The 23,765-nt window shown below is 47.3% G+C and carries 29 protein-coding genes; 5 read left to right on the forward strand and 24 right to left on the reverse strand.

The features are described from left to right. Window positions 1-2 precede the first annotated feature (2 nt). From ACQ661_RS10725 to queE, 6 genes are all read right to left on the reverse strand, one after another. Entirely contained in the window at window positions 3-197 is a 195-nt protein-coding gene (locus tag ACQ661_RS10725; RefSeq protein ID WP_153826355.1) for a hypothetical protein, read from the reverse strand. Then, complete coding sequence (locus tag ACQ661_RS10730; RefSeq protein WP_153826354.1) at window positions 190-744, reverse strand: hypothetical protein; 555 nt, start codon at window positions 742-744, stop codon at window positions 190-192. The genes ACQ661_RS10725 and ACQ661_RS10730 overlap by 8 nt, the downstream gene beginning before the upstream one ends. After that, window positions 738-1,388 carry a hypothetical protein gene (locus tag ACQ661_RS10735; RefSeq protein ID WP_431668307.1) on the reverse strand — a complete coding sequence of 217 codons (651 nt, stop codon included), beginning with the start codon at window positions 1,386-1,388 and terminating at the stop codon, window positions 738-740. The genes ACQ661_RS10730 and ACQ661_RS10735 overlap by 7 nt, the downstream gene beginning before the upstream one ends. Beyond that, a complete protein-coding gene (locus ACQ661_RS10740) occupies window positions 1,357-2,580 on the reverse strand; it encodes a hypothetical protein (RefSeq protein ID WP_431668308.1) in 1,224 nt (407 codons plus the stop codon). Before ACQ661_RS10740 ends, ACQ661_RS10735 begins: the two co-directional genes overlap by 32 nt. Beyond that, window positions 2,580-2,885, reverse strand: coding sequence for a Flp family type IVb pilin (locus tag ACQ661_RS10745; protein WP_313933309.1), 306 nt, complete (start codon window positions 2,883-2,885; stop codon window positions 2,580-2,582). The genes ACQ661_RS10740 and ACQ661_RS10745 overlap by 1 nt, the downstream gene beginning before the upstream one ends. A gap of 110 nt (window positions 2,886-2,995) precedes the next feature. Beyond that, on the reverse strand, window positions 2,996-3,685 hold the full coding sequence (queE, locus tag ACQ661_RS10750) for a 7-carboxy-7-deazaguanine synthase QueE (RefSeq protein ID WP_431668309.1): 690 nt from the start codon (window positions 3,683-3,685) through the stop codon (window positions 2,996-2,998). Between the two features lie 126 nt (window positions 3,686-3,811). Between queE and queC the strand changes: the two genes are divergently transcribed. Continuing rightward, window positions 3,812-4,468 carry a 7-cyano-7-deazaguanine synthase QueC gene (gene queC, locus ACQ661_RS10755; protein ID WP_153826350.1) on the forward strand — a complete coding sequence of 219 codons (657 nt, stop codon included), beginning with the start codon at window positions 3,812-3,814 and terminating at the stop codon, window positions 4,466-4,468. 91 nt (window positions 4,469-4,559) lie between these two features. Here queC and nagZ read toward each other — a convergent pair whose 3' ends face one another. After that, complete coding sequence (nagZ, locus tag ACQ661_RS10760; protein ID WP_431668310.1) at window positions 4,560-5,582, reverse strand: beta-N-acetylhexosaminidase; 1,023 nt, start codon at window positions 5,580-5,582, stop codon at window positions 4,560-4,562. Between the two features lie 138 nt (window positions 5,583-5,720). On the opposite strand from nagZ, the gene ACQ661_RS10765 reads away from it, so the two are divergent. Beyond that, the gene (locus tag ACQ661_RS10765; RefSeq protein WP_431668311.1) at window positions 5,721-7,025 is read left to right on the forward strand and encodes a S41 family peptidase; all 1,305 of its coding nucleotides are present in this window, start codon (window positions 5,721-5,723) and stop codon (window positions 7,023-7,025) included. Here ACQ661_RS10765 and ACQ661_RS10770 read toward each other — a convergent pair. Genes ACQ661_RS10770 through serB form a run of 5 tightly spaced genes read right to left on the reverse strand, consistent with a single transcriptional unit; the run spans window position 7,022 to window position 11,552 of the window. After that, a complete protein-coding gene (locus tag ACQ661_RS10770; protein ID WP_369742570.1) occupies window positions 7,022-7,768 on the reverse strand; it encodes an ABC transporter ATP-binding protein in 747 nt (248 codons plus the stop codon). The genes ACQ661_RS10765 and ACQ661_RS10770 overlap by 4 nt on opposite strands. Before the next feature lie 31 nt (window positions 7,769-7,799). Continuing rightward, window positions 7,800-8,762: a FecCD family ABC transporter permease gene (locus ACQ661_RS10775; protein WP_431668312.1), complete on the reverse strand. Its 963-nt coding sequence runs from the start codon at window positions 8,760-8,762 to the stop codon at window positions 7,800-7,802. Beyond that, on the reverse strand, window positions 8,759-9,502 hold the full coding sequence (locus tag ACQ661_RS10780) for a hypothetical protein (RefSeq protein ID WP_313933303.1): 744 nt from the start codon (window positions 9,500-9,502) through the stop codon (window positions 8,759-8,761). The genes ACQ661_RS10775 and ACQ661_RS10780 overlap by 4 nt, the downstream gene beginning before the upstream one ends. Further along, on the reverse strand, window positions 9,499-10,860 hold the full coding sequence (gene radA / locus ACQ661_RS10785) for a DNA repair protein RadA (protein ID WP_153826344.1): 1,362 nt from the start codon (window positions 10,858-10,860) through the stop codon (window positions 9,499-9,501). The genes ACQ661_RS10780 and radA overlap by 4 nt, the downstream gene beginning before the upstream one ends. 32 nt (window positions 10,861-10,892) lie before the next feature. Further along, a complete protein-coding gene (serB, locus tag ACQ661_RS10790) occupies window positions 10,893-11,552 on the reverse strand; it encodes a phosphoserine phosphatase SerB (protein WP_431668313.1) in 660 nt (219 codons plus the stop codon). 92 nt (window positions 11,553-11,644) lie between these two features. On the opposite strand from serB, the gene ACQ661_RS10795 reads away from it, so the two are divergent. Then, on the forward strand, window positions 11,645-12,220 hold the full coding sequence (locus tag ACQ661_RS10795) for an AhpA/YtjB family protein (protein ID WP_153826342.1): 576 nt from the start codon (window positions 11,645-11,647) through the stop codon (window positions 12,218-12,220). Window positions 12,221-12,226: 6 nt separating this feature from the next. Here the strand turns inward: ACQ661_RS10795 and ACQ661_RS10800 are convergent, their stop codons facing one another. The 11 genes from ACQ661_RS10800 to ACQ661_RS10850 form a co-directional block, all read right to left on the reverse strand. After that, entirely contained in the window at window positions 12,227-13,009 is a 783-nt protein-coding gene (locus tag ACQ661_RS10800) for a TatD family hydrolase (RefSeq protein ID WP_431668314.1), read from the reverse strand. Window positions 13,010-13,044: 35 nt separating this feature from the next. Beyond that, entirely contained in the window at window positions 13,045-14,634 is a 1,590-nt protein-coding gene (prfC, locus tag ACQ661_RS10805; RefSeq protein ID WP_431668315.1) for a peptide chain release factor 3, read from the reverse strand. Window positions 14,635-14,930: 296 nt separating this feature from the next. Continuing rightward, window positions 14,931-15,575 carry an SCO family protein gene (locus tag ACQ661_RS10810; protein WP_313933353.1) on the reverse strand — a complete coding sequence of 215 codons (645 nt, stop codon included), beginning with the start codon at window positions 15,573-15,575 and terminating at the stop codon, window positions 14,931-14,933. 5 nt (window positions 15,576-15,580) lie between these two features. After that, window positions 15,581-16,321: a formylglycine-generating enzyme family protein gene (locus tag ACQ661_RS10815; RefSeq protein WP_431668316.1), complete on the reverse strand. Its 741-nt coding sequence runs from the start codon at window positions 16,319-16,321 to the stop codon at window positions 15,581-15,583. Window positions 16,322-16,349: 28 nt separating this feature from the next. Then, on the reverse strand, window positions 16,350-17,501 hold the full coding sequence (locus ACQ661_RS10820) for a multicopper oxidase domain-containing protein (protein ID WP_431668317.1): 1,152 nt from the start codon (window positions 17,499-17,501) through the stop codon (window positions 16,350-16,352). A 33-nt stretch (window positions 17,502-17,534) separates the two neighbouring features. Next, entirely contained in the window at window positions 17,535-17,930 is a 396-nt protein-coding gene (locus tag ACQ661_RS10825) for a c-type cytochrome (RefSeq protein ID WP_153826332.1), read from the reverse strand. A gap of 176 nt (window positions 17,931-18,106) precedes the next feature. Continuing rightward, the gene (gene deoD, locus ACQ661_RS10830; protein ID WP_431668318.1) at window positions 18,107-18,814 is read right to left on the reverse strand and encodes a purine-nucleoside phosphorylase; all 708 of its coding nucleotides are present in this window, start codon (window positions 18,812-18,814) and stop codon (window positions 18,107-18,109) included. Window positions 18,815-18,821: 7 nt separating this feature from the next. Next, complete coding sequence (locus tag ACQ661_RS10835) at window positions 18,822-20,024, reverse strand: phosphopentomutase (RefSeq protein ID WP_431668319.1); 1,203 nt, start codon at window positions 20,022-20,024, stop codon at window positions 18,822-18,824. Window positions 20,025-20,089: 65 nt separating this feature from the next. After that, a complete protein-coding gene (gene deoA, locus ACQ661_RS10840; RefSeq protein ID WP_153826330.1) occupies window positions 20,090-21,409 on the reverse strand; it encodes a thymidine phosphorylase in 1,320 nt (439 codons plus the stop codon). Continuing rightward, window positions 21,410-22,180 (reverse strand): deoxyribose-phosphate aldolase, encoded by a 771-nt coding sequence (gene deoC / locus ACQ661_RS10845; RefSeq protein WP_431668320.1) that lies wholly within the window; start codon window positions 22,178-22,180, stop codon window positions 21,410-21,412. A 3-nt stretch (window positions 22,181-22,183) separates the two neighbouring features. Then, complete coding sequence (locus ACQ661_RS10850; RefSeq protein WP_153826328.1) at window positions 22,184-22,597, reverse strand: cytidine deaminase; 414 nt, start codon at window positions 22,595-22,597, stop codon at window positions 22,184-22,186. A 183-nt stretch (window positions 22,598-22,780) separates the two neighbouring features. Between ACQ661_RS10850 and ACQ661_RS10855 the strand changes: the two genes are divergently transcribed. Both ACQ661_RS10855 and ACQ661_RS10860 read left to right on the forward strand, forming a co-directional pair. Beyond that, window positions 22,781-22,996, forward strand: a complete 216-nt coding sequence (locus tag ACQ661_RS10855; protein WP_431668321.1) for a YgaP family membrane protein — start codon at window positions 22,781-22,783, stop codon at window positions 22,994-22,996. An 11-nt stretch (window positions 22,997-23,007) separates the two neighbouring features. Next, window positions 23,008-23,322 carry an ArsR/SmtB family transcription factor gene (locus ACQ661_RS10860; protein ID WP_153826327.1) on the forward strand — a complete coding sequence of 105 codons (315 nt, stop codon included), beginning with the start codon at window positions 23,008-23,010 and terminating at the stop codon, window positions 23,320-23,322. On the opposite strand, the gene rimI is transcribed toward ACQ661_RS10860, so the two are convergent. Beyond that, window positions 23,319-23,753: a ribosomal protein S18-alanine N-acetyltransferase gene (gene rimI / locus ACQ661_RS10865; protein ID WP_228759487.1), complete on the reverse strand. Its 435-nt coding sequence runs from the start codon at window positions 23,751-23,753 to the stop codon at window positions 23,319-23,321. The genes ACQ661_RS10860 and rimI overlap by 4 nt on opposite strands. Between the last annotated feature and the right edge of the window lie 12 nt (window positions 23,754-23,765).

The raw sequence follows: 23,765 nt of genomic DNA on the forward strand, positions 1-23,765 counted from the left end.
TTTTACGACACTCCCGGTTGCAATAAAAAATCATCCCAAATCCATTCAAATAGAGCCGCGGTGCTAGCCACAATATGCCCCAAAAAATCAAGTAGAGTCTGCCCTTGTTCAGTTACTGGAACTATCAAAATTAACAACAGTGCCATGGCCAATAACAGGCTCTCGACCATAGCCTGACCGCGTTGCAGACTAATCATGGTGATTTTCAGACATGCTAACAACGAGGGTGTCTGTACCCTCTTTGGCTAGAACTATTTGCTCTTGCGGATGCTTCAAACTCAGCAACAGATAGTGATCGTTCATCACCTCTACGGTTGGTTCTCGGTGAGCCATACGCAGCTGAAAATATCGTACTAATTGTTCGCGCGAACGATTCACTTGGATGCTTACCACGCGCTGACCATTGTCCTCGATATCTGCATCAGCAACTTTCGCAAGCCCTGACAGCGATTGCGGCAAAGGCGATGGCTGAACCTTCTGCTCAGCCAACATTAAGTACAATTCATCAGGTTTAGCGATGTCAGTAAAAATCGTGAAATATTGCTGCCCAGATCGACAAGTACGCATGGTATATACCGATTGCACCAAGGTTTCACTATCAACACAGCCCATCTGTTGCTCGAGTGCATTAATAGTCAGTGGTGCGTGCAGCACCCAAATCGTCATGGCCGCAGTTTTAGTCAGGACTTCAGGCAACCATTGTGCCAATGGAAATGCAGTTGCAAGTAAGGTAAGTGTTAACATCCTCTTCTACTCTCCTTGCAAGCCAACTCGTACGGAGTCGCATCAGGCTCAACATGACCTAATTTAAGCGAGTCTGATTTGAACTCTTTCATGATCAATAGAAATTTGGCGGACCAATTAAGAACTGTAGTAAAGCCTAGCTCATCAAGATAATGCCCCAAAGTTAGACGCCGTGGTTCAGAAACTAAACCATCCGTAGCTTTGACACTCCAACCATCACTTAGAAGGGCCATGGGTAATGTTCTGGGCGAATTATTACCAGCATCCATGCTGGCCGAGGTCAAGTTCGAAGAAGTCGCACTATCATCAAAGTAACGCAGATTATTTACCTCAAGTTCAAGCGCCGTTAACTGTTTCAGAACGCCAACAGTACTCCCCAAGCGTTCTGCAAAGGGGTAGTTGCGCGTGGTATTAACAACCTCTTGTGGTTGGTGTTGCCAAAGTTGATTACGGCTGTACATGGCACTTTCATGCTTATCCTTTAAGGCGCTATGGATAAGCGGCAAACTACTGCCAAGAATGATTGCCGCAACCAGCAGCAACCCCATACTTTCAAATAAGGCTTGCCCAGCCAACTGCCTAGGACATTGCAACAACCTAAGAGCCTTGGGATTAGTTTTGGCTATTGCTCTGCGCATCAACATGATTCACCTGGCTCAATATAAGTTTGTTTTGTGGCGTCAAGGATTGTAATTCAGCTTGCCATAGAGGATTGAACAGATTGGCTTGCTCTTGAATACGGTCTTCTCTCGGGAACAACGAGCTGGGCCGAGAAAAACTGACTCCCGCTTTAGCAACTGCACCAGCAAACCTAACTATTACTGCTGGCCATTCCGACGGAGCAAAATCTCTACGGTCAATATAACGAAGCGGCCCCACAGAGTTACCTAGTTTTCGCTGTGTCCTAAGGGCCTTCTTATGCACATCTCCTCGCCGCTTGGCACCCTTGCCGCCGCTATGTCCGAAATCTTCTTTACCGATGTGAGTAATACGATTGCCTTTGGTGGCAGCCCCCCATCCCAACGAGTAGTTTGCTACTCCTTTAACCTCTAAAGTTACTGTGTCTAAAGCCTGCCAATGCCACTTACCGCGGCTATCAACTCGCAACTCAGCCCCTCCTTTTTTAGGGACTTTAATCAGTGGTATATCAGCCCAAAGGTAGGAGCGAAACTCAGTGAAGGGATCGGTACTAGCTCGCATGATTTGTTCTAATCTGCCATCATCCGAATTGGATGATGTAGGACGTAAATAAATAGCCCAAGCTGGATGAAAATCAGTGAGTCCACTTCCGCCTAGTAATTGCCAGGCCTGTTCACTTAACCCATGATGCTGGGCAATCTTAGTTAAAGTACTTGGGATAAGCAGACCAAAACTGGCACGAATCGCGACTTGCGTTAGCGTATAGACGTTGTCGAGCGATTGTTGTGCTATTAATCCAAGTTTGACCATCTGTTCAACAGCTTGATCAACTTGCCTAATGACTCGAATCAGTGCATGCATCGGTTGTGTTAGAGCAGGAACAAATCTCAATACCGTGGCTATCTTATTGACAACTTTAGAAGTCATTGCGAACCAACTACGAAACCCTAGTAGCTGTGCGGCCAATAGTTGATTTGAGATACGAGCCCGATTAATCAAGGCTTGCAAATTCATTTCACGCGCCATAAGAACAGCTGCACTCATGGCCATGTTGTCAGCAGCCGTTTGCACATGCCATCGTTGCTGCAACTTCACCGATTGTGAAATAGCTCCTAGCAGCAATAATAATATTGCCGCTAGGACCGGGATGATGAACACGCTAACATGGCCTTGTTGACGAGTACGAGAAGCTAACATTAGTTAGCCCCAGTACCTGTCGTTTCATCATAAGACCCTAATGTTACTTTGGTTTGTGCTAGGGTTTTCGATTCGCGAGCCTTGCTACGAGCATGATTAATGGCATCGTTAGAACTTTGTCCAGAAACCTCGGCGGCAATACCCGCAACTTGGCTACGAACAGTTTCACCTAACAGCGAGTACACACCAATAGCAGCAACCGCAATAAGTGCCACGATAATGATGTACTCGGTCATGCCCTGACCACGGACTAAACGTTTATTGGACTGGCGAACAGGTTTTCTAGAACAGATAACATGGTACATAGCATTCTCCTGAGCGTGACATTACGACTTGGTAATGCACGCTTACATGTGAAAAGAATGCTGAGTATAAAAGCAGGTTTGCAGGAACGAGAGTTCGTAGCGGTTAAGGCTTACTCAATATTAAGATACTTGTGCATTTGCACTGATAAACGCCAATTGCGTTCAATACAAACTTGCATTGCCAACTGAGTGGCGCGCGGGCGCTGGCTGATTGGCTGTAATGCGATGACAGCAGTAGCAGCTGGTGGACAAACTTGTAGGAGTTTATCAAACTCATCAATATGCTTTTGCATAGCAACCGGATATTTGATCTCGTTCGCTCTTTGCATACAGTCGGGACGAACTAAATAGCCGCCCGGCATATTTAATTTAGGTGACACGGTAACCCAGGTATCAGCAGAGGTTTGAATAGCAAAAGTACCACTTGTTTCTATCTGAAGTTGATACCCATTGTGTTCAAGTACGGCCGCTAATTCACGTAGATCATACATAGCAGGTTCACCGCCGGTAATCACCACATGCTTAGCTTGATAGCCGCGCTGCTGCAATTCAGCCACGATGGCAGCTGCCGTAACACCCGCCCAGGTATCGCTCGGAGCTGCTTTTTCTACAACCTCAGACAGGGCGACTTGCCGCTCTTGATGCTGGTACCAGGTATGTTGGGTATCACACCAAGGACAACCAACCGGACAGCCTTGTAGGCGAATAAAGATAGCCGGTACCCCGGTGAACACACCTTCACCTTGAATGGTTTGAAAGATCTCGTTGATCGGATAGATGTTGTTAATGGGATTCTCCAAAAATTACGCTACAATAGGCCCTACGCAAAACGACCATTACTCTTTACTAAAGAGTGGCTACGGGGTCTATCTAGTTAACCAACCGCAGCGATAAATTGTATCGCAAACCAACCGAAAAGGGATCTATTGATGGCAAAAGTTGTGGTGATCTATTCTGGCGGGATGGATTCGTTCACGGTATTACATCATGCGCTAGCGCATGGTCATGAGGTGTATGCCTTATCCTTCAATTACGGTCAGCGTCACGTCAAAGAACTTGAAGTAGCAGCCCAGGTCTGCCAACAATTAAATGTTAATCATAAGGTTGTTGATATTACCGCAATCAATCAACTCTTGGCAGGCAGCTCACTCACCTCGGATATCGCTATTCCTGAAGGACACTACGAAGCACAAAGTATGAAATCAACCGTGGTGCCTAATCGCAATATGATTTTGCTATCGCTAGCGATTGGTTACGCTGTCTCATTAGAAGCCGAAGCTGTTTATTACGGCGCTCATTCGGGTGATCATTTTATTTACCCTGATTGTCGTCCTGAGTTCGTAGAAAAAATGAATGAGGTTAGTTTGATTGCTAACTATGAACCAATTCGTATCGAGGTTCCTTATTTACATCAAGACAAAGCCGCTATTTTAGCCGATGGTATTAGTATGAGCTTAGATTACAGCCAGACTTGGACTTGCTACAACGGTCGCGATAAAGCTTGTGGTAAGTGCGGTGCTTGTGTTGAACGTCTCGAAGCTTTTGCCGCCAATCATCAGGTGGATCCGCTCCCCTACGAGTAACTTGCTTACTACTTGGCAAGTTAACAGCGCCGCTCGGATAACGCTTGTTCACTTGCCAACATTCTACCTTTACGGCTTGGCTGCTGCTTAACTATTGGTCGTTGTGATAATGGGCTAGAATTTTTTGAGCAGCATGCCAGCGTGGGTGATTTTGCAGAGTTTTCATTGGCATCGCCGCAGCTTTGGCAAGCAATTCGTAACAACGAGTCGCTTGTCTTGAGCGTTGCTCCAACAGCGGCTCTACCGCCTCGATTACGCTAATAGCACCAGCTCGATCATTACAGGCTAACACCATGTCGCAACCAGCATCTAGAGCAGCATGGGCTCGTTCGGCCATAGTCCCAGCAACAGTGGCGCCAGCCATGGCTAAATCATCGCTGAAGATCACCCCACTAAACTGCAGTTGCGCCCGCAGTATATCCTGTAACCAATATTGGGAGAACCCAGCGGGTTTATCATCTACTGCAGGGTAAATAACATGAGCTGGCATTATTGCATCTAAACAATTGGCTAATTCAATGAATGGCGGTAGATCGGTTGCTTTTATTTCTTCCCAACTACGCTCATCAACTGGAATATCAATATGCGAGTCGGCCAATACTGAACCGTGGCCAGGAAAGTGCTTACCGGTAGCCTTCATGCCTGCTTGATGCATGCCTTTAATGAAGGCTCTGGCGATAGGAACGATGGCATCCGCATGGGCTGCAAAAGCCCGATCACCAATCACCTGACTTATTCCGTTAACATCTAATACCGGAGCAAAACTGATATCTATGTCCATCGCTAGTACTTCGGAGGCCATTAGCCAAGCCAGTTCTTGAGCATGAGCTAAGGCCTGAACTTGACTTGAGTTACTGCGCAAAATATCCGCCATCGGTGGAATCGCAGAAAAACCTTGGCGAAACCTTTGTACTCGACCACCTTCATGATCAACCGCTAGAATCAGTGGATTACGAGCCGCTGCACGAGTTTGTCTGATTAACTCTTGTAGTTGATCTTGTTCTACAAAGTTTCGCGTAAAATAGATAACCCCGCCAACAGCGGGATGTCCCAAGATATCACGCTCTTCTGCGCTGAGCTCTGGGCCGGCCAAATCAATCATTACTGCGGTCATATATACATCTCTTACTTGATGAACAGCCAGCAGTGTGCCAAATTTCATAGCAGGCGTCACTAGGCAAACAACTGTGGCGATGATAATTGTTGAAACAACCACCATAATAGCTAGAACAAGCAAGGTTAGGATCACAACATGACACGATTTTGGGTATTGGCAGCTATCACCACTCTTAGTCTCAGCGGCTGTGGCGGCAGTGATAGCAACAACGATGACGCCACTGCGATTGTTGGGCAGTGTTCGGTTAGTGATGAGAAGCAACAATTTCTCGATTACATGTACGAGCAGTATTTTTGGAATGCCGAGCTCGCTGATTCTATCGATCCTGATAACTACGCTGATATTTACGAACTCTTAGATGCCATTACCGTCAGCGAGGATCGGTACTCATTCATTACCACTGAACAGCAATATCAAGACCGCTACGTGAACGCCGCCTACATTGGTTTTGGCTTTGCTACACGAGTTACCACCACCGCTCGGGTATTTGTCAATTATGTCTATCAAGATTCGCCGGCGGCTCTGGCTGGAATCAAACGTTCCGACGAAATCACTCACATAAATGGTGAGTCAGTGCAGTTATTACTTGCCCAAGGGCGCTATCAAGAAGCGCTCGGTGATGATGACGATGGAGTAGCTGCAACCCTAACGTGGCGTACTGTCGCTGGTGATATCTATACCGATGTGCTGACTAAAACCGAGGTAGAAACGAACACCGTCTTAGCTACCAGCAGTTACAGCGTCGGCGACAAAACGGTGGGCTATTATGTGCTTAATACCTTTATCAACCGCACTGGTGACGATCTAAATCAAGCATACAATGAGTTACAAGGGGTTGATGAACTCGTCATAGACGTTCGCTATAACGGCGGAGGCTTAACCAGATATGCTAATCAGGCCGCCACGCAGGCTGCCGGTAATAACGTCATTGGTGAAGTGTTTGGCGATTACCTATTTAACGCAGACAATAGTGAGCAAAATTTTACCGAACTCTTTCAAATGTATGATGGCGTTCAACAGCTTGATTTAGAACGTGTGTATGTACTAACTACGGCGCAAAGCTGTTCTTCTTCAGAGCTGATCATCAATGCCTTGGAGCCGTTTGTCGAGGTGGTGGTGATAGGAGCCAGAACCTGCGGCAAACCCGTTGGCCAAATACCGCAACGGATTTGTGATAAGCGAACCTTCGTGGTCAATTTTGAGATTGTGAATGCGCTCGGCGAGGGTCGTTACTTTAATGGTATCGCCGCAGATTGTAGCGCACCGGATAGCCTCACCGGCGATTGGGGGCATGCCAACGACCCAATGCTACGGGCGGTTAATCAACATATTGAAACCGGTACCTGTGCCACCAACCCAACCAGCTCGAGTACCACCAGCACCACTTTATCCCCTACCAAACCTTGGCGTATTATCGACCAGTGGGCGGCCGAACATTAATCAGTTAACAGTCGGGGTAGCATGGCTACCCCGTGTTGATGGCAAACCCACTCAACTTCAACCTGATAAGCCTGTTGCAATAGTGACTTCGACAACACCTCAGCTGGCTCACCAACCGCCAACAGCTGGCCCTGATGCAGCAACACCAATTGTTGACAAAAGCGCGCCGCTAACGCCAGATCATGAAGTGCCACTAACACCAAAGCACCATTGTCCGCGCGCTGCTTAAGTAGCATGAGGGTTTCTAGTTGATACCTTAGATCTAAGCTAGCAATGGGTTCATCAGCTAGAATTAAAGGCTGCTGCCCAATCAGACCACAGGCCAATTGAACTCGCTTCAGTTCGCCGCCAGATAACTCAGTTACTGGGCGTTGTAACAGCTCGGTTAAACCAAACTCTGCACTCGTTTGCTGTCGGTAATGACGTAACTGAGACTTGGTTTGGGCCAGATTAACTTGGCTCACTTGCAGAGCATAGGCAACTGTCACAGCTTCATTAACAAGGGTTTGCTGAGCAATGTAGGCAAGTTGCTGACGCCGTTGGCTAGGATTGATGTGATGCAAATCTATTTGCTGCCATACACTCCCACCAGAACTTGGTGTGAGCAAACCAGCCAGTAATTTCAGTAAGGTTGATTTACCGGCGCCATTAGCACCAATCACCCCTACCATTTGCCCTGCCGATAAGCGCAGATTAACGTTCGTGAGCCTGCTTTCTAAACTTAAACCTGAGACTTCTAGCATGCTACTTTAGCCAACCTTATCAAGATGTATTTTAGTACTTTGCTGCATGTTGTCGGTACAATAATATCAGTAGCCATGGAGCTCCAATTAACGACACTACCACGCCCAGCTGTAACTCAACTGGCGTAGGTATAAGCCGCACTAGCCAGTCCATTAGCATCAACAACCACGCCCCTAACAAAGCACTCAGCAAGATCATGGGTAGTGGTTGATGTTGCCCTAGCAACCGAGCTGCATGGGGGGCTAACAAACCAACAAAGCCAATAATACCAGCGGTAACCACCGATGCCGATACCAGTAAAGTAACCGCAGCGAAAATCAAAAAACGGTTCCAGCCTAACTGAAAACCCAAGGTTGCGATGGTGGCATCATCAAAAATTTGGGCGCTGAGAAAACGCCGCTGACTTAGCAATAACAACAACGCAAGGACTAAACTCGGCGCCATCAACCACACATGCGACCAACCGCGATTAGCTACTGACCCCATCAACCACAAAGCCCATTCTTGAAACGCAAACGGATTTGGCGCCAAATTAAGCACCACAGCCATAAGTGCACCCGTTAACGAAGCTAGAGCTACGCCTGCCAAAATCAGGTGCAAGCCAAACATTTGGCCACGACTTAACAGCCACAACAATATTAAGCTAAGAGCGCCACCTAACATTCCCACTAAGGGCAAACTCCAAGCTATCGGTGTTAATCCACCCCAATAAAGTGCCACCACAGTAGCTAAACCTGCTCCACCAGCGATACCTGTTATACCCGGTTCTGCTAATGGGTTTTTTAATTGTAATTGCAGCACTGCGCCAGCCATCCCTAACGCCATGCCGTTTAATCCAGCAAGCACTAGGCGCGGGAGTCTTATCTCAAATAAAATAGCTGACTCTAGTGCGTTTTCTGGGAGTAACCGCCAACCATCAACACCACTGCCTAAATAGCCTAAGCCAATGAGTAAGCTGGCAAGGCATAGCACTAACCATAGTTTTACCCTCATGGCTCACCTACGACGGCTTGCAAATAATCAACTGCCCGCGTTGCAGGGCATCCAGACACCGCGGTAGGAATGCTACGAACCTGCCGTTGCTGCAACCAAGGGGTTAGAGCACTATGCCACAACCAATCGTTTGCCCGAGCGTAAGGCTTAGCAAAGCCTTCGAGTACAATAAGCTCCGGATTTAATTTTAGTAATTGTTCGAGATTAAGCTGATATAGCACCAGGTCTTGATGCAGGCTTATCCATCGGATCTGTTGTTTAGCAAAAAGTTGCGCCAACCAACTAGCGCCCCCCCAAGCGTACTGATTGGGCATCAACACGAGTACCGATTGTTCCATGTTGGGAAGTTGGCTAAGTTGGTCTTGCTGCTGCTCTAACCAGGCTTGACCCCGCTCTGCAATAGCCATCACTGTTGCTGCTTCTGCTACGGTTCGCTGCCACTGCGCCCACGTTTGCGGCTGTTCCACCAACACCATCTGCGTATGCCTAGCTAACTGGTTAACTAAGCGAGCACGAGTAAAAGTGCCATAAACCACATAGTCTGGCTGTGCCAGTAGAACCTGTTCCAATCGATTGCCATGTGCCGTGGTTGGAATTATTTCCCAGTCATTTGGTAACCACTGCGGTAACCAAGTATCAAAACATGGGTTAAGCGAAACCACAGTTACTGGCTTAGCCTGCACCGTGGTTAAGCTAAGCCAACCGATGACGATACTGACTAACGTGAGTCGTGCAATCACAAGGTATCCAATGCCTCTTGCAAGGTTTTCACCGCGGTGACCTGCATCCCAGCAATCGCCTCTTTAGGACGGTTACCATAAGGAACAATAGCCTTGGTAAAACCATGTTTGGCAGCTTCATTCAAACGCGCCAAGCCATTTTGCACGGGTCTGATTTCGCCCGATAGACCCACCTCACCAAAAATAATCACATCACGCGGCAGCGGCTGCTCACGAAAACTAGATACAATCGCTAATAGTAGCGCCAAATCAGCACCTGTCTCGGTGACTCGAACACCACCAACCACGTTGACGAACACATCCTGATCGGACATGTGTAAACCACCGTGACGGTGTAATACGGCCAACAACATGGCTAAACGAGTGGTTTCCATGCCCACTGCGACGCGGCGTGGGTTTGCCAACTGAGTTGCATCAACTAGCGCTTGCAGTTCCACCAATAGCGGACGAGTACCCTCCCAAATCACCATCACAGCTGAACCACTGCCATGCTCTTCAGCGCGCTGCAAAAATATCGCAGACGGATTAGTCACTTCTTTCAGGCCTTGCCCGGTCATGGCAAATACCCCTAATTCATTGGCTGGGCCAAAGCGATTTTTATGTCCACGCAAGGTACGAAAGCGAGAATCTGCGCTACCTTCTAGCAAAATAGAGCAATCAATACAGTGTTCTAATACTTTGGGGCCAGCTAAAGAACCATCTTTAGTCACATGCCCGACCATCAATATGGCTACCCCTTTGAGCTTGGCATAGCGAGTAAGATAGGCGGCACACTCACGTACTTGGGATACACTCCCAGGAGCAGACTGAATGTCAGCCAAGTGCATCACCTGAATAGAGTCAATGACCATCACTCGGGGTTGTTCTTTGTCGGCTAAATCACAAATGGTTTCAACGGATGTTTCCGCTAACATGCGCAGTTTATCGGTGGGTAGATTTAAACGCTGGGCGCGCAACGCGACCTGTTGTAACGATTCTTCTCCAGTTACATACAAGGTTGGCATCACCTCTGCCAATTGACACATGGTTTGCAGTAACAATGTACTCTTACCTGCACCTGGCGACCCCCCAATCAAAATGGCCGAGCCTGGCACAATGCCACCACCAAGAACCCGATCGAATTCTTTAAAGGTGCTACTAAAGCGCGGCAGCTCTTCAAGATCGACTTCGTTCAATGTCTGTACTTTAGCGAGCGTTGCACCAGCGTAACCGCGACGCTCAACCGCGGCCGTTTTAGCCGTCCCTATACGTACTTCGGTGATGGTATTCCACGCTTTGCATTCAGTACATTGACCTAGCCAACGTACATAATCGGCACCACAATCATTACAAACATATGCCGTTTTTGCCTTTGCCATAACTATCCTTGGGTTAATCTTTAATAAGCTTATTAGTTGCTTGTGCTCTGCTGCGTTAAGTGAGCTTTTATCGCGCTAAGATTGGGCTCGTTAATGACCACATCAGCGACGGCTTGCAATGCCGGCTTAGCACAATAGGCTATGCCAAGGGCCGCTTGCTGCAACATGAGACTGTCGTTAGAGCCGTCTCCAACCGCGATGGTTTGTTCCATAGCGATACCAAACTGCTGTGCCAACTGGGTGACTGCGGCGGCTTTCGCTTGCGCATCTATAATGGGCTCTGCAACGTCACCGGTCAGTCTATCACCATCCCAAATTAATTGATTAGCAATCACGATATCTAACGGCGCCTGCTGCTGTAATTGCTCAGCAAACCAGGTAAAACCGCCAGATACTACTGCGGTTTTCCAGCCGAGTTGCCGAAACCAAGTTAGTAACTCAACGGCTCCTTGGCTCCAAGGAATCGGCTCAAATAATTGCTGAAAATCAGCTTGTGCAACTCCTTTTAATAACTGCATTCGTTGTCTTAAACTGGCGGCAAAATCTAACTCACCACGCATTGCCGCAGCAGTGATCTGTTCTACCAGGTGCCGGTAGCCAGCTAGCTCAGCGATCTCGTCGATGCATTCGATGGTAATTAGCGTTGAGTCCATGTCAAACAACACTAATCCGGGTTTATGCAAATCAATCATGAACATCTTGTCCTTTTCAGTTAGCTGCTGGAGTACAAGAAAAGCATCAACTTTGCTTGCACCAAATCAGTGAGACAACGTATATTTGCACCATGTCAAAGTTACCTAGCCATGTTATCAGCAGTTTCCAACTTGTCTATCGCCGCTTGCGCCGATTGGGGCTAGCTGTGCTATTAGTCATTCTCATTGAGCAGTTCTGGGGCACCATGCACACCACCAGCCTGCAAGAGTTTCAAAGCCACAGCCACCAATTAATGCAAACGACAGCACGCCAAGCGGCTTTTTCTGCGCAGCAGTGGCTAGCTAACGACCAACCTGAGCATCTTGACGCACTAGTGAACCAATTACAGCAACAACCTTTTATCGCGGCTGCTAGTGTTCAAAACAGATATGGCGAAGAGCTTACTCAATCTCATTTTCAAGCTGATAGTGATGCCTTGCAACAAGCTTTCATCTTGGTTGAAGAGATCTCAGATGGTGACACTATTTATGGCTATCTAACTCTGGTTATCGATGAAGCGTTATTATTAGAGCAACCGTTAAATACCCACTCATATTTAAGCTTTTATGGTCAGTTTTTACTGGCCTTTGCCATTCTAGCTGGAGTTTTGTTAGCAACCACCTTCAATCGTTGGCGCCGCACCGTTACCACACCGGCAACCCCATAGCGTTGCTTAACCTAAATTAGCAACGATAGCCATGCTGTTATCCCACGTAGCCGCAGCTAGCTCTGCCACAGACTCAGTACGCAACCCCTGTAGCTCGGTTAAAACCCGTGCAATCTGCGCTGGCTCGTTACGTTGGCCCTGAAACCCTTGTAACGGCATGCTAGGCGCATCTGTTTCTAACACCAAACTATCTAACGGTAAGGCAGCCACAGTCGCTCTTGTTTTCTGTGCTCGGGGATAACTTATCACCCCACCGACCCCTAGTTTAAAGCCTAGCGCCAGCCACTGTTCGGCTTGCTGAAGGCTACCACTAAAAGCATGCAAGATACCTGGGTACGCCGGTAATTGAGAGGCTAACGGTTTGATGAGTTGAAGCAAGTCCGCTTGGCTTTGACGATGATGAATTAACAGGGGGCGCTGATACTGAGCAGCTAGTTCTAGCTGTCCAATAAAGAGTTGTTGTTGCTCGGGATAATTAGTGCAAGTTTTATCTAAGCCAACTTCACCGATCACCCATGCTGGATGTTGTTGCAGTTGTTGCTCAACCCAAGCTAGATCGGCTAATTGATGTTGAGCAATAAAATAAGGATGTAGCCCAACGCCCCGATAAATGGTGACACCTTGGCATTGCTGTAACCACACATCAGCCGCTGCTTGGCGTGCCACCCCTGGCACTATGATTGCCTCTACTCCGGCGGCTGAGGCACGTGCTACGACCTCTTGTCTATCGGCCGCAAACTCAGCGAAATCGAGATGGCAATGGCTGTCACAAAATCTAAGCTTGGCCATCTCGACTCCTTACGGTGCTTACTCACCCTAGCAATTTAATGCTCGCGGGTATGGCTGAAGGTGATATCAGGATAGCGCTCTGTGGCCAAACTCAAGTTCACCATAGTAGGCGCTATATAAGTAAGATTGTCACCGCCATCTAGAGCCAAGTTTGCTTCAGCCTTGCGGCGAAATTCATCTAACTTGCGTGCATCAGTTGAGTGCACCCACCGCGCCGTGGCGACGTTAATGTTTTCGTACACAGCATCAACGTTATATTCTGATTTTAGCCGGTGTACCACCACATCAAACTGCAGCACCCCTACCGCACCAACAATTAAGTCATTGTTAATCAGCGGTCGAAATACTTGCACAGCACCTTCTTCAGAAAGCTGTACCAAGCCTTTTAAAAGCTGCTTTTGCTTAAGCGGATCTTTTAAACGAATACGACGGAATAGCTCTGGCGCAAAGTTCGGAATGCCACTGAACTTAAATTTTTCGCCGCCGGTAAAGGTATCCCCAATTTGAATCGTGCCATGGTTATGCAAGCCAATAATATCGCCTGGATAGGCCTCTTCTACTTGTTCACGATCGCCCGCCAAAAAGGTCAATGCATCGGCGATACGCACATCTTTACCGAGGCGTACTTGGTGCATCTTCATGCCTTTTTCGTACTTACCAGACACAATCCGCATAAAAGCCACACGATCGCGATGCTTCGGATCCATATTCGCTTGAATTTTAAAGACAAAACCCGAAAACTCAGGCTGACTTGCACTCACCTCAACGCCAGTATCGGTATCACGAGCTAGTGGACTAGGTGCCCACTCCACCAAACCGTCGAGCATGTGATCCACGCCAAAGTTACCCAACGCCGTACCAAAATAAACGGGCGTTAATTCACCAGCTAAAAAGAGTTCTTTATCAAATGCGTTGGACGCACCTTTAACCAGCTCAATTTCCAGCCGCAAGTCATCAGCGTAGTTACCGATCCGCTGGTCAAGTTCAGGGTTATCTAGACCTTGAATGACATCTTTATCCTGAATCTTGTGGCCTTGCCCCGACTTATACAGAATCACTTCGTCTTTTAGGAGGTTATACACCCCCTTAAAATTCTTGCCCGAACCTATCGGCCAAGTGATAGGAGCACACATAATGTTTAAGACGTTTTCTACTTCGTCTAACAACTCCACCGGATCGCGAATGTCACGGTCGAGCTTGTTCATAAAAGTAATGATCGGCGTATCACGCAAGCGTGTTACTTCCATTAATTTTATGGTGCGATCTTCTACCCCTTTGGCGCCATCGATAACCATTAAGCATGAATCTACCGCGGTTAAAGTACGGTAGGTATCTTCCGAGAAATCTTCGTGTCCTGGCGTGTCTAACAAATTCACCAAGGCTTCACGATAAGGAAATTGCATCACCGAGGTCGTTACCGAGATACCCCGTTCTTTTTCCATCTCCATCCAGTCAGATTTTGCATGTTGGCCCGACTTTTTACCTTTTACGGTACCGGCCTTTTGCAGTTTCTGCCCGTGCAACAAGACTTTTTCGGTAATGGTTGTTTTACCTGCATCAGGGTGAGAGATGATCGCAAAAGTGCGACGCTTTTTGATTTCATTAAGGAAAGCTTGGTTTGCCATGTATAAATTCTTTTAGTTTGTACGCAGATTTGCACACCAGTTTGCAAGCACGCAATGTGCTGGTACTGGTTAATCCATCGGGTTGATCGTCAATAGCTGCTATTTTCGCTGATCTTGCTTGTTTAAACAATCAATGCTTGCCATTTAGTCTCAGTGGGCTTTTGTACTGTGTTGTCGCTATGTGCCTTTTGGAGTAAAACTTGAAGGCTAGGGCGATAGAAGGAATACAAAAAAAGCGCCACCACTAAGGTGACGCAAACAGCTACAACATGCGCTAGAACAACAGAATACAAGAATTAGTGATGCATTAAGTGGTTATCATCTATCACTTTCATGAGAGCTTTCACGGCATCATCGACCGGCCGATTGAGTCCCTCAGTGCGCTGTACGATGCGTCCTTGGGTATCTAACACAGTAACTAAGTTACTATGGTCAAAGTCACCATCGGGACGCTTACGATAACGCACCCCTAACATGGTTGCCATCGCCCGGATATCACTATCCTCGCCGTGTAAGAACAACCAAGTGTCGTCCCCAAGATTGTATTTGGCCGCATATTCAGCAAGCGCTGCCGGAGTATCTCGATCTTCATCAAAGCTCACCATCACCAGCTTCACATAAGGCTGATACGCTGCGGGTAAGGCCTCATAGACCCTTCGTGCATCATTTACTAACACCGGACATGCGGTGGTACAGCTGCCATATATCATCGAAATAACGACCGGCTGCCCTTGCAATTGAGCCAGCGTCAGCTCCTGTCCAGTATGGGCTTGCCAGTTTGCATCAAGGTGATAAATGGAGTCATCTTGGCGTACTTCCGCTGCCCCTAGGGTAGTATGGTTAGCGTGATTATGATGATGGTTATGGTCTTGAGCCAAAGCTCCACTAGCCAACAAACCTGCAACTCCAATACCTGCTAATAATTTAATCATGGCGTTCATAAGAGTTACTCCACATCGTAAGCACAGCGAAAACCTAAGGTGCTAGTAGTACTTTGCGCTCGATAATTACTGCGCGACTGATATCTAAAAAAGGTGGCATAACTGGCTTCGCCAAAGTCAGCCATAAATCTAGCACTGTCACCACAAGAGCCAGACAATACATCGTTGTCATCACCGTTAGTGAGTAACAGCTGAAAATCTTCTACCCATTCGTTAACGCGATCATGCATATGATTCAATTTACCAGCCACAGGGTCTAACGGTAATTGAGCGTACGTGGTTGGGTTGGTATGCCATGAGAACAACATCCGAGCGTACTCATGATCCGTTAAGCCTTGTTGCTGCCGATATTGTGCCGATGCATATTCCCATTCTTCTAGGCTTGGTAAACGGCCACCCTGGGCTTTGCAATAAGCTCGTGCAGCAAACCAAGATACTTGAGTCACTGCTTTGTCAGCATCATCAACAGCATGGCTATCTGCTGTTTGCCAACTTTTTAAGTAGTTACCATCGTGAAAGATGGCGGGAATGGTATCCCGCCGCCACTTCGGATGGGCCAACACAAAGGTTTGATATTCAGCATGAGTAACAGGTGCTGCATCGAGCATAAAGTTAGGCATGGTGAGTTGTTCAAGCTCCTTATCAAGGACGACTACAGGAACATATTGACCACCTTCTACCAGCACGGGTTCAGCGAGAACCTGAGCACTTACTGCAATGGCTAGAACACCTACTAAAGACTTCATAATCAAACCTTATTTGGGTTAGCTAGCTTTACTTAGCTTTACGTGGGCCAGCGATTAAGGCACCGGCAGCACCGCGCTCAGCATCAGCAAACTCGTGATCTACCAATTTGTAGATCCCTTCTTCTGGCACAATAAACTCGATGGTTGCGCTAGAGCTGGCACCTAACAAGACAGTTTGCATGCCATACCAAGTATTACGTGGATCACCTTCGGCCCAAACTTGGTCAAAGATAGCGCCAATCACGTGAAAACTTGAAGTTCCAGATGGGCCGCCATTCAAGAAGTGAATACGGACGCGGTCACCTTCATCAGCACGCAATGGATTTTCGCTTAACGAGCTCACATGACCGTTAAACACAACGTGGCTTGGGTCGCGAGCTAACGCTGCACCGTGGTCGTAAATGTAGCTATCACCCATCTGCGACAAATACATTTCTGACTGCACAATCACGTACTCTTGGTCTACTTCGGCATCAGTTGGATAGCCTTCTTTTGGCGATACCACAACCGCACCGTACTGGCCCATTGCAGTGTGCATCAGTACGCTTGAAGTACCACAGTGATACATATAAGTACCGGCATAGTTTGCAATCCATTCAAACTCGATAGTTTCGCCCGGAGCAATGGTACGCCACTTATCTTCTGCTGCGACAGTACCGCTATGAAAATCCATAGAGTGTGGCATAGGCGCAATAACGGCCTCATGCTTTTGTAATTCTGACGCTTGAATTTGGCTTAAGTAAGGTGATTGGCCTTTAAATGGCTCAGTAATGACCACCTCTTCGTCTGAACGGTTTTTCATTTTGAAAACCACACGGTCGCCTTCACGTACGTGTAAAACTGGACCAGGAACCGAGCCGCCAAAGGTCCATGCGTTGTAACTAACACCCGGAGCCACTTCAACTTTTTGCGAAAATACATCCATTCGCACTTCGTGCTCTTTATTGCCTTCATAATCAAGCTTGGCCAAATTCGGCGCCATGGTCAGGTAATCACCAACCACCGCAGGGCCGTTGTAATCTTCACGATAAACTTTTGCTTCAGGCAAACCGTAGATTTTGCCATCAATCACATATTCGCTGTCGTGTTTTAGAGTTAATCCAGCAGAACCAGACTGAGGTGCACCAGCACAAGCAACAACAAGGGCACTAGCAATTGCAGATAAAACGAGCTTTTTCATAACGACTTCTCCAAACCTTCTAGGGTAAATTTCTTAACGAATGCCTTTAACCGCATCTGCACTAATTTCTTCTGAGCCACCAGCAAACTTCTTATTCACGAAGTTGACCACGGCAGCAATGTCGGCATCACTCAGATAAGCCATCGGTGGCATCATGCCGTTATAATCAGCGCCATTCACAGTCAATTTGCCTGATTTGCCTTTGACAATAGTCTCGGCAATGTAGAGACCTTTGTCCTTGATATTTGAGTTGCCTGCTAATGGGGGAAATACTGCTGCCATACCAGTGCCGTTGGCTTGATGGCAAGCAGCACAATTTTTCTGATAAACGCTAGCGCCAGCATCTGCGGCGGCGGCTTGACTAAAAAGTGCGACTACGGCTAAACCGCTAGCAAGTACACCTGATTTAAATTTATTCATGTTTTTCATGTTGTCACCTCAATGGGAGTGCTAAATTAGATGACTATAGGTTACCGTATTGACGCGGTTTTTCGAGTGAAATGAGGGAGTAACAGGTAGCTACCTACTGTAGGGTAGCTACCTTAATCGAGGGAGGTAAAAAAGGATAATTAATTAATATTTCTAATGCAAAAATGGTTTTTGCATTAGCTAAAAAGACTATTAAGAGTTAACTCAACCATATCCGCAAAGCCGGTTTGCCGTTCTTGCGATGACATTTGCTGATGAGTTTGTAAATGGTCTGAAACGGTCAGTACGGTTAATGCTTGAGCACCGTGGGCTGCCGCAACACTATAGAGCCCAGCTGCCTCCATCTCCACGCCAAGAATGCCGTAGCGGGCTAGTAAATCCGTCAGGTTATCATTCACGCCGTAAAATAAGTCAGCAGAAAATACATTGCCAACTCGCACCTTCTGTCCATGTTGTTGAGCATAGCTGGCTACCTTACTCAGTAATTCAAAATCAGCAAGCGCAGCGTAATCGTAGCCACCAAAGCGTTGTCGATTAACAGCTGAATCGGTACTTGCGCCTTGGGCCAAAATAATGTCGCGTAGTTGCACTTCAGGCAATACAGCACCGCAGCTTCCTACCCGTACCAAGCGCTGAACTTGATAATGCTGGATTAGCTCGGTGGCATAAATACTACAAGACGGGATCCCCATACCTGTACCCATCACGGATACAGCTTGCCCTTTGTAGGTACCTGTGTAACCAAACATGTTGCGCACATCACAGACTTGTTTCGCATCAGTGAAAAAGTTCTCGGCAATAAATTGCGCTCGCAAAGGATCGCCAGGCAATAAACAGGTAGACGCAAAAGCACCTGCTTTTGCATTGATGTGAGGGGTTGTCATGATTAAGCTATTCCTTTAAAAACGAACGTCCATAAGCCATTGGTTCTAATCCAAACAGCTCAGCTAGCGACTGTCCAATATCGGCAAAGGTTTCACGACGACCGATTGAACCGGGAGCGAGCTGTGCGCCATATGCTAACACAGGGACGTATTCGCGAGTATGGTCTGAACCCGGCCATGTAGGATCGCAGCCGTGGTCCGCAGTAAGGATGAGTATATCGTCTGGCTGCATTTGCGCAGTGATCTGAGGCAATAATTGATCAAACAATTCCAATGCTTGAGCATAACCCTGCGGATTACGGCGGTGCCCAAAGTCACTATCAAAATCAACCAAGTTAGTAAAAATAAGACTTTGTTCAGGTGCTGTTGTCATTACTTCCAGAGTTTTTGCCATGAGGGCTTCAATTCCGGTAGCTTTGTATTTTTGCGTAATCCCTTGATGGGCAAAAATATCGGCAATTTTGCCAATACTGATCACTTCGCCACCTGCTTGCGAGAGTTTATCTAGTACGGTTGGGGCTGGCGGTGGCACGGCATAATCACGCCGATTGCCGGTACGCACGAAATTGCTCGCATCCGAGCCAGTAAAGGGGCGAGCAATCACTCGACCGATGTTATAAGGCTCTAGTAACTCTCGGGCAAGCTCACAAACTTGGTAGAGTCGTTGTAAGCCAAAGCTTTGCTCGTGTGCAGCTATTTGCAACACAGAATCAGCCGAAGTATAGACAATCGGCTTGCCCGATTGCATGTGCTCAGCGCCCAAGTTCTGAATGATAGTGGTACCTGAAGCATGGCAATTGCCGAGTATTCCGGGCAATTCAGCATGCTCAATCAGTTGCTCTAGTAGTTCAGCTGGAAATGAGTTTTGCTGGTCCAGAAAATATCCCCAATCAAACAGCACAGGTACGCCTGCCATTTCCCAATGTCCCGATGGGGTATCTTTACCCGATGAAAGCTCTTGCGCCCACCCAAATTTACCGAGGATTTCAGCGGCTGGAGAGATACCAGCTGGTTGTTCACCTGTGGCTCCATAATAAGCTTCGCCCAAACCTAATGTCATTAGGTTCGGAATAGCTAACCCTTTACCTTGTAATGCCACGTGCTCTGCAATATGGCCAAAGGTATCAGCACCCACATCACCAAATTTATCGGCATCTGCGGCGGCACCAATACCAAATGAGTCTAGAACTATTACAATGGCTCGTGCCATGGGTCTCTCCTTCGCATTATCAATGGGCTATGGCGTAGTTGCTTGCCATCCCCGCAACAACAAGCCTAACCAATCGTTTTATAAATGACCGGATGGGTTGCTGCAGCTTTATCGCCAATCTTGTATGCAGCACGGATTCGCTGTGCCGCTTGCAGCCAGTCATCCTCGTTGCGTGCATAAATCATCGCCAGCGGTTGCTGTGCGTCTACTGCTGCACCAAGTCCGATAATCTGATCCAAGCCAACACTAAAATCTAACTGGTCGCTACTGCGACGACGGCCACCACCTAAGGCAACGACTGCCATACCAACTGCGCGCGTATCAATTGCCTGCACCACACCCGTGCGCTCAGCTAACACCGGACGAGCAAAAGCTGCTAACGGCAAATGCTGTTGATATTGAGTTAGCAAGTCATTGGGTCCACCTAACGCCCGTACCATTTTCGCAAAACGCTCAGCGGCTTCGCCGGAAGCCAAAACAGCTTCAACTTTTGCTACCGCTTCTTCGGCCGAGGTTGCAAGCTGACCCAACTGCAGCATTTTCGCACATAAGGCTACGGTAACTTCATGCAATCGAGGGGCTCGGTATTCACCGGTTAAATAGCGAATAGCTTCAATGACTTCAATCGAGTTACCGGCTGAGTGAGCCAATATCTCATTCATATCCGTTAAGATTGCGCAGGTATTGAGACCTGCGCCATTAGCTACCCGAACTAAACTCTCAGCAAGCTCCTGTGCGGCAGCTTCAGTTGGCATCATGGCTCCGTTACCAACTTTTACATCCAAAACCAAACCATCTAATCCTGCAGCCAGCTTCTTCGACAAAATAGAGGCTGTGATTAACGGAATAGATTCAACTGTTGCAGTAATATCGCGGGTAGCGTAAAAACGTTTGTCTGCCGGCGCTAAATCGCCAGTCTGCCCAATGATAGCAACACCGGTATCCTTAACTACCCGACGAAATAACGCCAGGTCTGGCATGGTTTGGTAACCTGGAATGGCATCCATTTTATCCAAGGTACCGCCTGTGTGGCCCAAACCGCGTCCTGAGATCATCGGTACATAGCCACCACAGGCAGCAATAATCGGCCCTAACATCAAACTGACTACATCACCAACCCCACCCGTAGAATGCTTATCTAAAATGGGGCCGCCTAGTTCTAAATCGTGCCATTGCAGTACATCTCCAGAATCCCGCATGGCTAGGGTCAAGGCAACGCTCTCATCTGCGCTCATGCCCTGAAAGTAGACAGCCATAGCTAATGCTGCGATTTGGCTTTCAGAAATATCACCTGCAGTTAAGCCTTGCACAAAGTAATCGATTTGTTCTTTACTTAGTTCATGTCCATCGCGTTTGGTGCGAATCACCTCTTGTGGTAAAAACATTTAATATCCCTTTATTTCCGCCGGGCTGGAACCACCCGTTAACGTACCAACTAAATTGCCTAACAAGCTGCTCGCACCAAAACGAAAATGCTCAGCGGTAACCCAGTCGGCACCCATGATCTGTTCGGCTAGCGTAAGATAGGCGGCAACATCGGCGGCACTACGAACGCCCCCGGCCGCCTTAAAACCAACCTGCTGACCGCTGTTTTTTATTGCTGTTAACATCACTTCAGCTGCTTCTAGAGTTGCGTTCACTGGTACCTTGCCAGTCGAGGTCTTAATAAAATCAGCTCCAGCTGCAATGGCAATCTCGCTAGCTTGTTTGATTAGTTCAGGAGTTTTCAACTCACCGCTTTCTATAATAACTTTTAGCGGCACTTCGCCACACGCTCGTTTTACCGATTGCACTAATGCAAAACCTATATCACTATCACCTGCCTGTAACGCTCGCCAAGGAAACACCACATCAACCTCATCGGCACCCACTGCGACTGCGCGTTCGGTTTCAGCAACAGCACGCTCAACGTTGGCGTGCCCCTCAGGGAAGTTGGTTACCGTGGCTACTTTGATTGCCGTCAAACCAAGCCGTTCTAGTTCTAGTTTGGTCCACACCACCAATTCTGGAAACACACACAGAGCCGCAGGATGGCCAAAATCTGTGCGAGCCGACTCACACAACCGAGTAATGGTTGCCACATCATCGCTATTGTTCAGCGTCGTTAAATCCATCAGCGCAATGCCACGTTGCGCTGCTTGTTGTGCTGTCATCATGGGTTAGTCCCGATATTCGTTAATATCAAAATGAAATGCGTCTGGGAGTAATTCAGCTAGAGTCCATTCACGTTGGCCCTGATAGCAAGCTGAAATCACTTTAGTGTCAGGAGCTAAAAACTCTGTCATCACTTGACGACAGGCGCCACAAGGCGAATAAACTTGGTCACTTGGTGTAAAGACCACCACCGAACTAATTTGACGAGGATCAAATCCTTGTGCGATAGCACTAAAAATAGCCGTGCGCTCGGCACAATTGGTGAGGCCATAAGAGACATTCTCAATGTTACAGCCAGTTACTGTAGCACCATTGGCAAAACTCAACACAGCCCCTACTTTAAACTTACTATAAGGCACATAAGCTTGCTGGGCGGCGCTTTGCGCCATAGCTACTAATGATGAGCTAGTATTTTTCATGGTATTTCTTCGTTATTTATGGCCTTAAAGCTTACTCTTTTCGGCCTTTGAATCCAAGTAGCCAAGCCCAACAGATTTATTTTAGTCGTTCACGAAATAAACTGGACTTTTGCTTAAATCAAGACTAAATTCGTAGTTAGCTAAATTAGTACTTTTAGATGTACTTCATACGAGGAATGAATCATGAGCGTTGAACGAGCTTTGACTGCCTTTGCTGGCTTTATGGTGTTATTATCTGTAGCCCTAACCGTTTGGGTTCATCCAAATTGGGTCTGGTTAACTGTGTTTGTTGGTGCTAACTTATTCCAACAATCCTTTACCGGTTTTTGCCCTGCCGGTATGTTTATGCGTAAAGTGTTTAAGCTGAAAACAGAGCGAGAACTTGCCACCCGTAACTAAGAGATATTTTTATGACCGACACGCAAATAACTGAGCTACAGCAAGATGAAGCGAATATGGCTGCTGGCTTTTTGAGATCGTTAGCTAACGAGCATCGTTTGCAAATCTTATGTCATTTAGCAAACGGTGAACGCAGTGTAGGTGATTTAAATCGTCATTTCCCGCTAAGTGCCTCGGCATTTTCACAGCACTTGGCGGTATTACGAGAGCAAGGATTGGTGAAGTTTCGTAAAGAAGCCCAAACGATTTACTATTCTATTCAAGATCCTGACACGCTTGCCTTTATCCAGTTACTGAAAACCAAATTCTGTCCGGATTTAAGTTAAGCCTGCCAACTCATAACAATCGCATCTTCTCGAGTATCATCGGCATTGCGGTAATATTGAGCGCGTTTACCGCGCTCGACAAAACCACACTTTAAATAGAGTTGAATAGCAGCTAAGTTAGATGCTCTAACTTCTAACCAAATAATTGCTTGTTGCTGGCTGGCTTGCTTTTGTAAGTGCTGAATAAGTTGCGTTGCAACGCCCTGGCGCTGAAAGCGAGCAGCAGTTGCGATATTCATGACAGTCCATTCATCTAGCACTTCTTGCACAATCAGAAAAGCAGCCAAGTGCTGATCTACCCACGCTCCCCAGTTTTTATAACCACTGCCAAAACAGGATTGCAACAAACGCTCCGACCAAGCTAACGCATGAGCTTGTTGTTCAACCACAACAATCTCCGGCTGCCAATCAAGGGGGGCTATCTGCAACATCACAGCGATTAT

It is taken from the genome of Pseudidiomarina sp. WS423 (genome assembly GCF_050750165.1).
In the GTDB taxonomy this organism is placed as follows: Bacteria; Pseudomonadota; Gammaproteobacteria; order Enterobacterales; family Alteromonadaceae; genus Pseudidiomarina; species Pseudidiomarina fusca.

What these genes read in the sequence shown, in the direction of transcription:
- ACQ661_RS10725 (WP_153826355.1), bottom strand. Translation starts at nt 197, where the DNA reads ATGATTAGTCTGCAACGCGGTCAGGCTATGGTCGAGAGCCTGTTATTG.
- ACQ661_RS10730 (WP_153826354.1), bottom strand. Translation starts at nt 744, where the DNA reads ATGTTAACACTTACCTTACTTGCAACTGCATTTCCATTGGCACAATGG.
- ACQ661_RS10735 (WP_431668307.1), bottom strand. Translation starts at nt 1,388, where the DNA reads ATGTTGATGCGCAGAGCAATAGCCAAAACTAATCCCAAGGCTCTTAGG.
- ACQ661_RS10740 (WP_431668308.1), bottom strand. Translation starts at nt 2,580, where the DNA reads ATGTTAGCTTCTCGTACTCGTCAACAAGGCCATGTTAGCGTGTTCATC.
- ACQ661_RS10745 (WP_313933309.1), bottom strand. Translation starts at nt 2,885, where the DNA reads ATGTACCATGTTATCTGTTCTAGAAAACCTGTTCGCCAGTCCAATAAA.
- nagZ (WP_431668310.1), bottom strand. Translation starts at nt 5,582, where the DNA reads ATGACCGCAGTAATGATTGATTTGGCCGGCCCAGAGCTCAGCGCAGAA.
- ACQ661_RS10765 (WP_431668311.1), top strand. Translation starts at nt 5,721, where the DNA reads ATGACACGATTTTGGGTATTGGCAGCTATCACCACTCTTAGTCTCAGC.
- ACQ661_RS10770 (WP_369742570.1), bottom strand. Translation starts at nt 7,768, where the DNA reads ATGCTAGAAGTCTCAGGTTTAAGTTTAGAAAGCAGGCTCACGAACGTT.
- ACQ661_RS10775 (WP_431668312.1), bottom strand. Translation starts at nt 8,762, where the DNA reads ATGAGGGTAAAACTATGGTTAGTGCTATGCCTTGCCAGCTTACTCATT.
- radA (WP_153826344.1), bottom strand. Translation starts at nt 10,860, where the DNA reads ATGGCAAAGGCAAAAACGGCATATGTTTGTAATGATTGTGGTGCCGAT.
- serB (WP_431668313.1), bottom strand. Translation starts at nt 11,552, where the DNA reads ATGATTGATTTGCATAAACCCGGATTAGTGTTGTTTGACATGGACTCA.
- ACQ661_RS10795 (WP_153826342.1), top strand. Translation starts at nt 11,645, where the DNA reads ATGTCAAAGTTACCTAGCCATGTTATCAGCAGTTTCCAACTTGTCTAT.
- ACQ661_RS10800 (WP_431668314.1), bottom strand. Translation starts at nt 13,009, where the DNA reads ATGGCCAAGCTTAGATTTTGTGACAGCCATTGCCATCTCGATTTCGCT.
- prfC (WP_431668315.1), bottom strand. Translation starts at nt 14,634, where the DNA reads ATGGCAAACCAAGCTTTCCTTAATGAAATCAAAAAGCGTCGCACTTTT.
- ACQ661_RS10810 (WP_313933353.1), bottom strand. Translation starts at nt 15,575, where the DNA reads ATGAACGCCATGATTAAATTATTAGCAGGTATTGGAGTTGCAGGTTTG.
- ACQ661_RS10815 (WP_431668316.1), bottom strand. Translation starts at nt 16,321, where the DNA reads ATGAAGTCTTTAGTAGGTGTTCTAGCCATTGCAGTAAGTGCTCAGGTT.
- ACQ661_RS10820 (WP_431668317.1), bottom strand. Translation starts at nt 17,501, where the DNA reads ATGAAAAAGCTCGTTTTATCTGCAATTGCTAGTGCCCTTGTTGTTGCT.
- ACQ661_RS10825 (WP_153826332.1), bottom strand. Translation starts at nt 17,930, where the DNA reads ATGAAAAACATGAATAAATTTAAATCAGGTGTACTTGCTAGCGGTTTA.
- deoD (WP_431668318.1), bottom strand. Translation starts at nt 18,814, where the DNA reads ATGACAACCCCTCACATCAATGCAAAAGCAGGTGCTTTTGCGTCTACC.
- ACQ661_RS10835 (WP_431668319.1), bottom strand. Translation starts at nt 20,024, where the DNA reads ATGGCACGAGCCATTGTAATAGTTCTAGACTCATTTGGTATTGGTGCC.
- deoA (WP_153826330.1), bottom strand. Translation starts at nt 21,409, where the DNA reads ATGTTTTTACCACAAGAGGTGATTCGCACCAAACGCGATGGACATGAA.
- deoC (WP_431668320.1), bottom strand. Translation starts at nt 22,180, where the DNA reads ATGATGACAGCACAACAAGCAGCGCAACGTGGCATTGCGCTGATGGAT.
- ACQ661_RS10850 (WP_153826328.1), bottom strand. Translation starts at nt 22,597, where the DNA reads ATGAAAAATACTAGCTCATCATTAGTAGCTATGGCGCAAAGCGCCGCC.
- ACQ661_RS10855 (WP_431668321.1), top strand. Translation starts at nt 22,781, where the DNA reads ATGAGCGTTGAACGAGCTTTGACTGCCTTTGCTGGCTTTATGGTGTTA.
- ACQ661_RS10860 (WP_153826327.1), top strand. Translation starts at nt 23,008, where the DNA reads ATGACCGACACGCAAATAACTGAGCTACAGCAAGATGAAGCGAATATG.
- rimI (WP_228759487.1), bottom strand. Translation starts at nt 23,753, where the DNA reads ATGTTGCAGATAGCCCCCCTTGATTGGCAGCCGGAGATTGTTGTGGTT.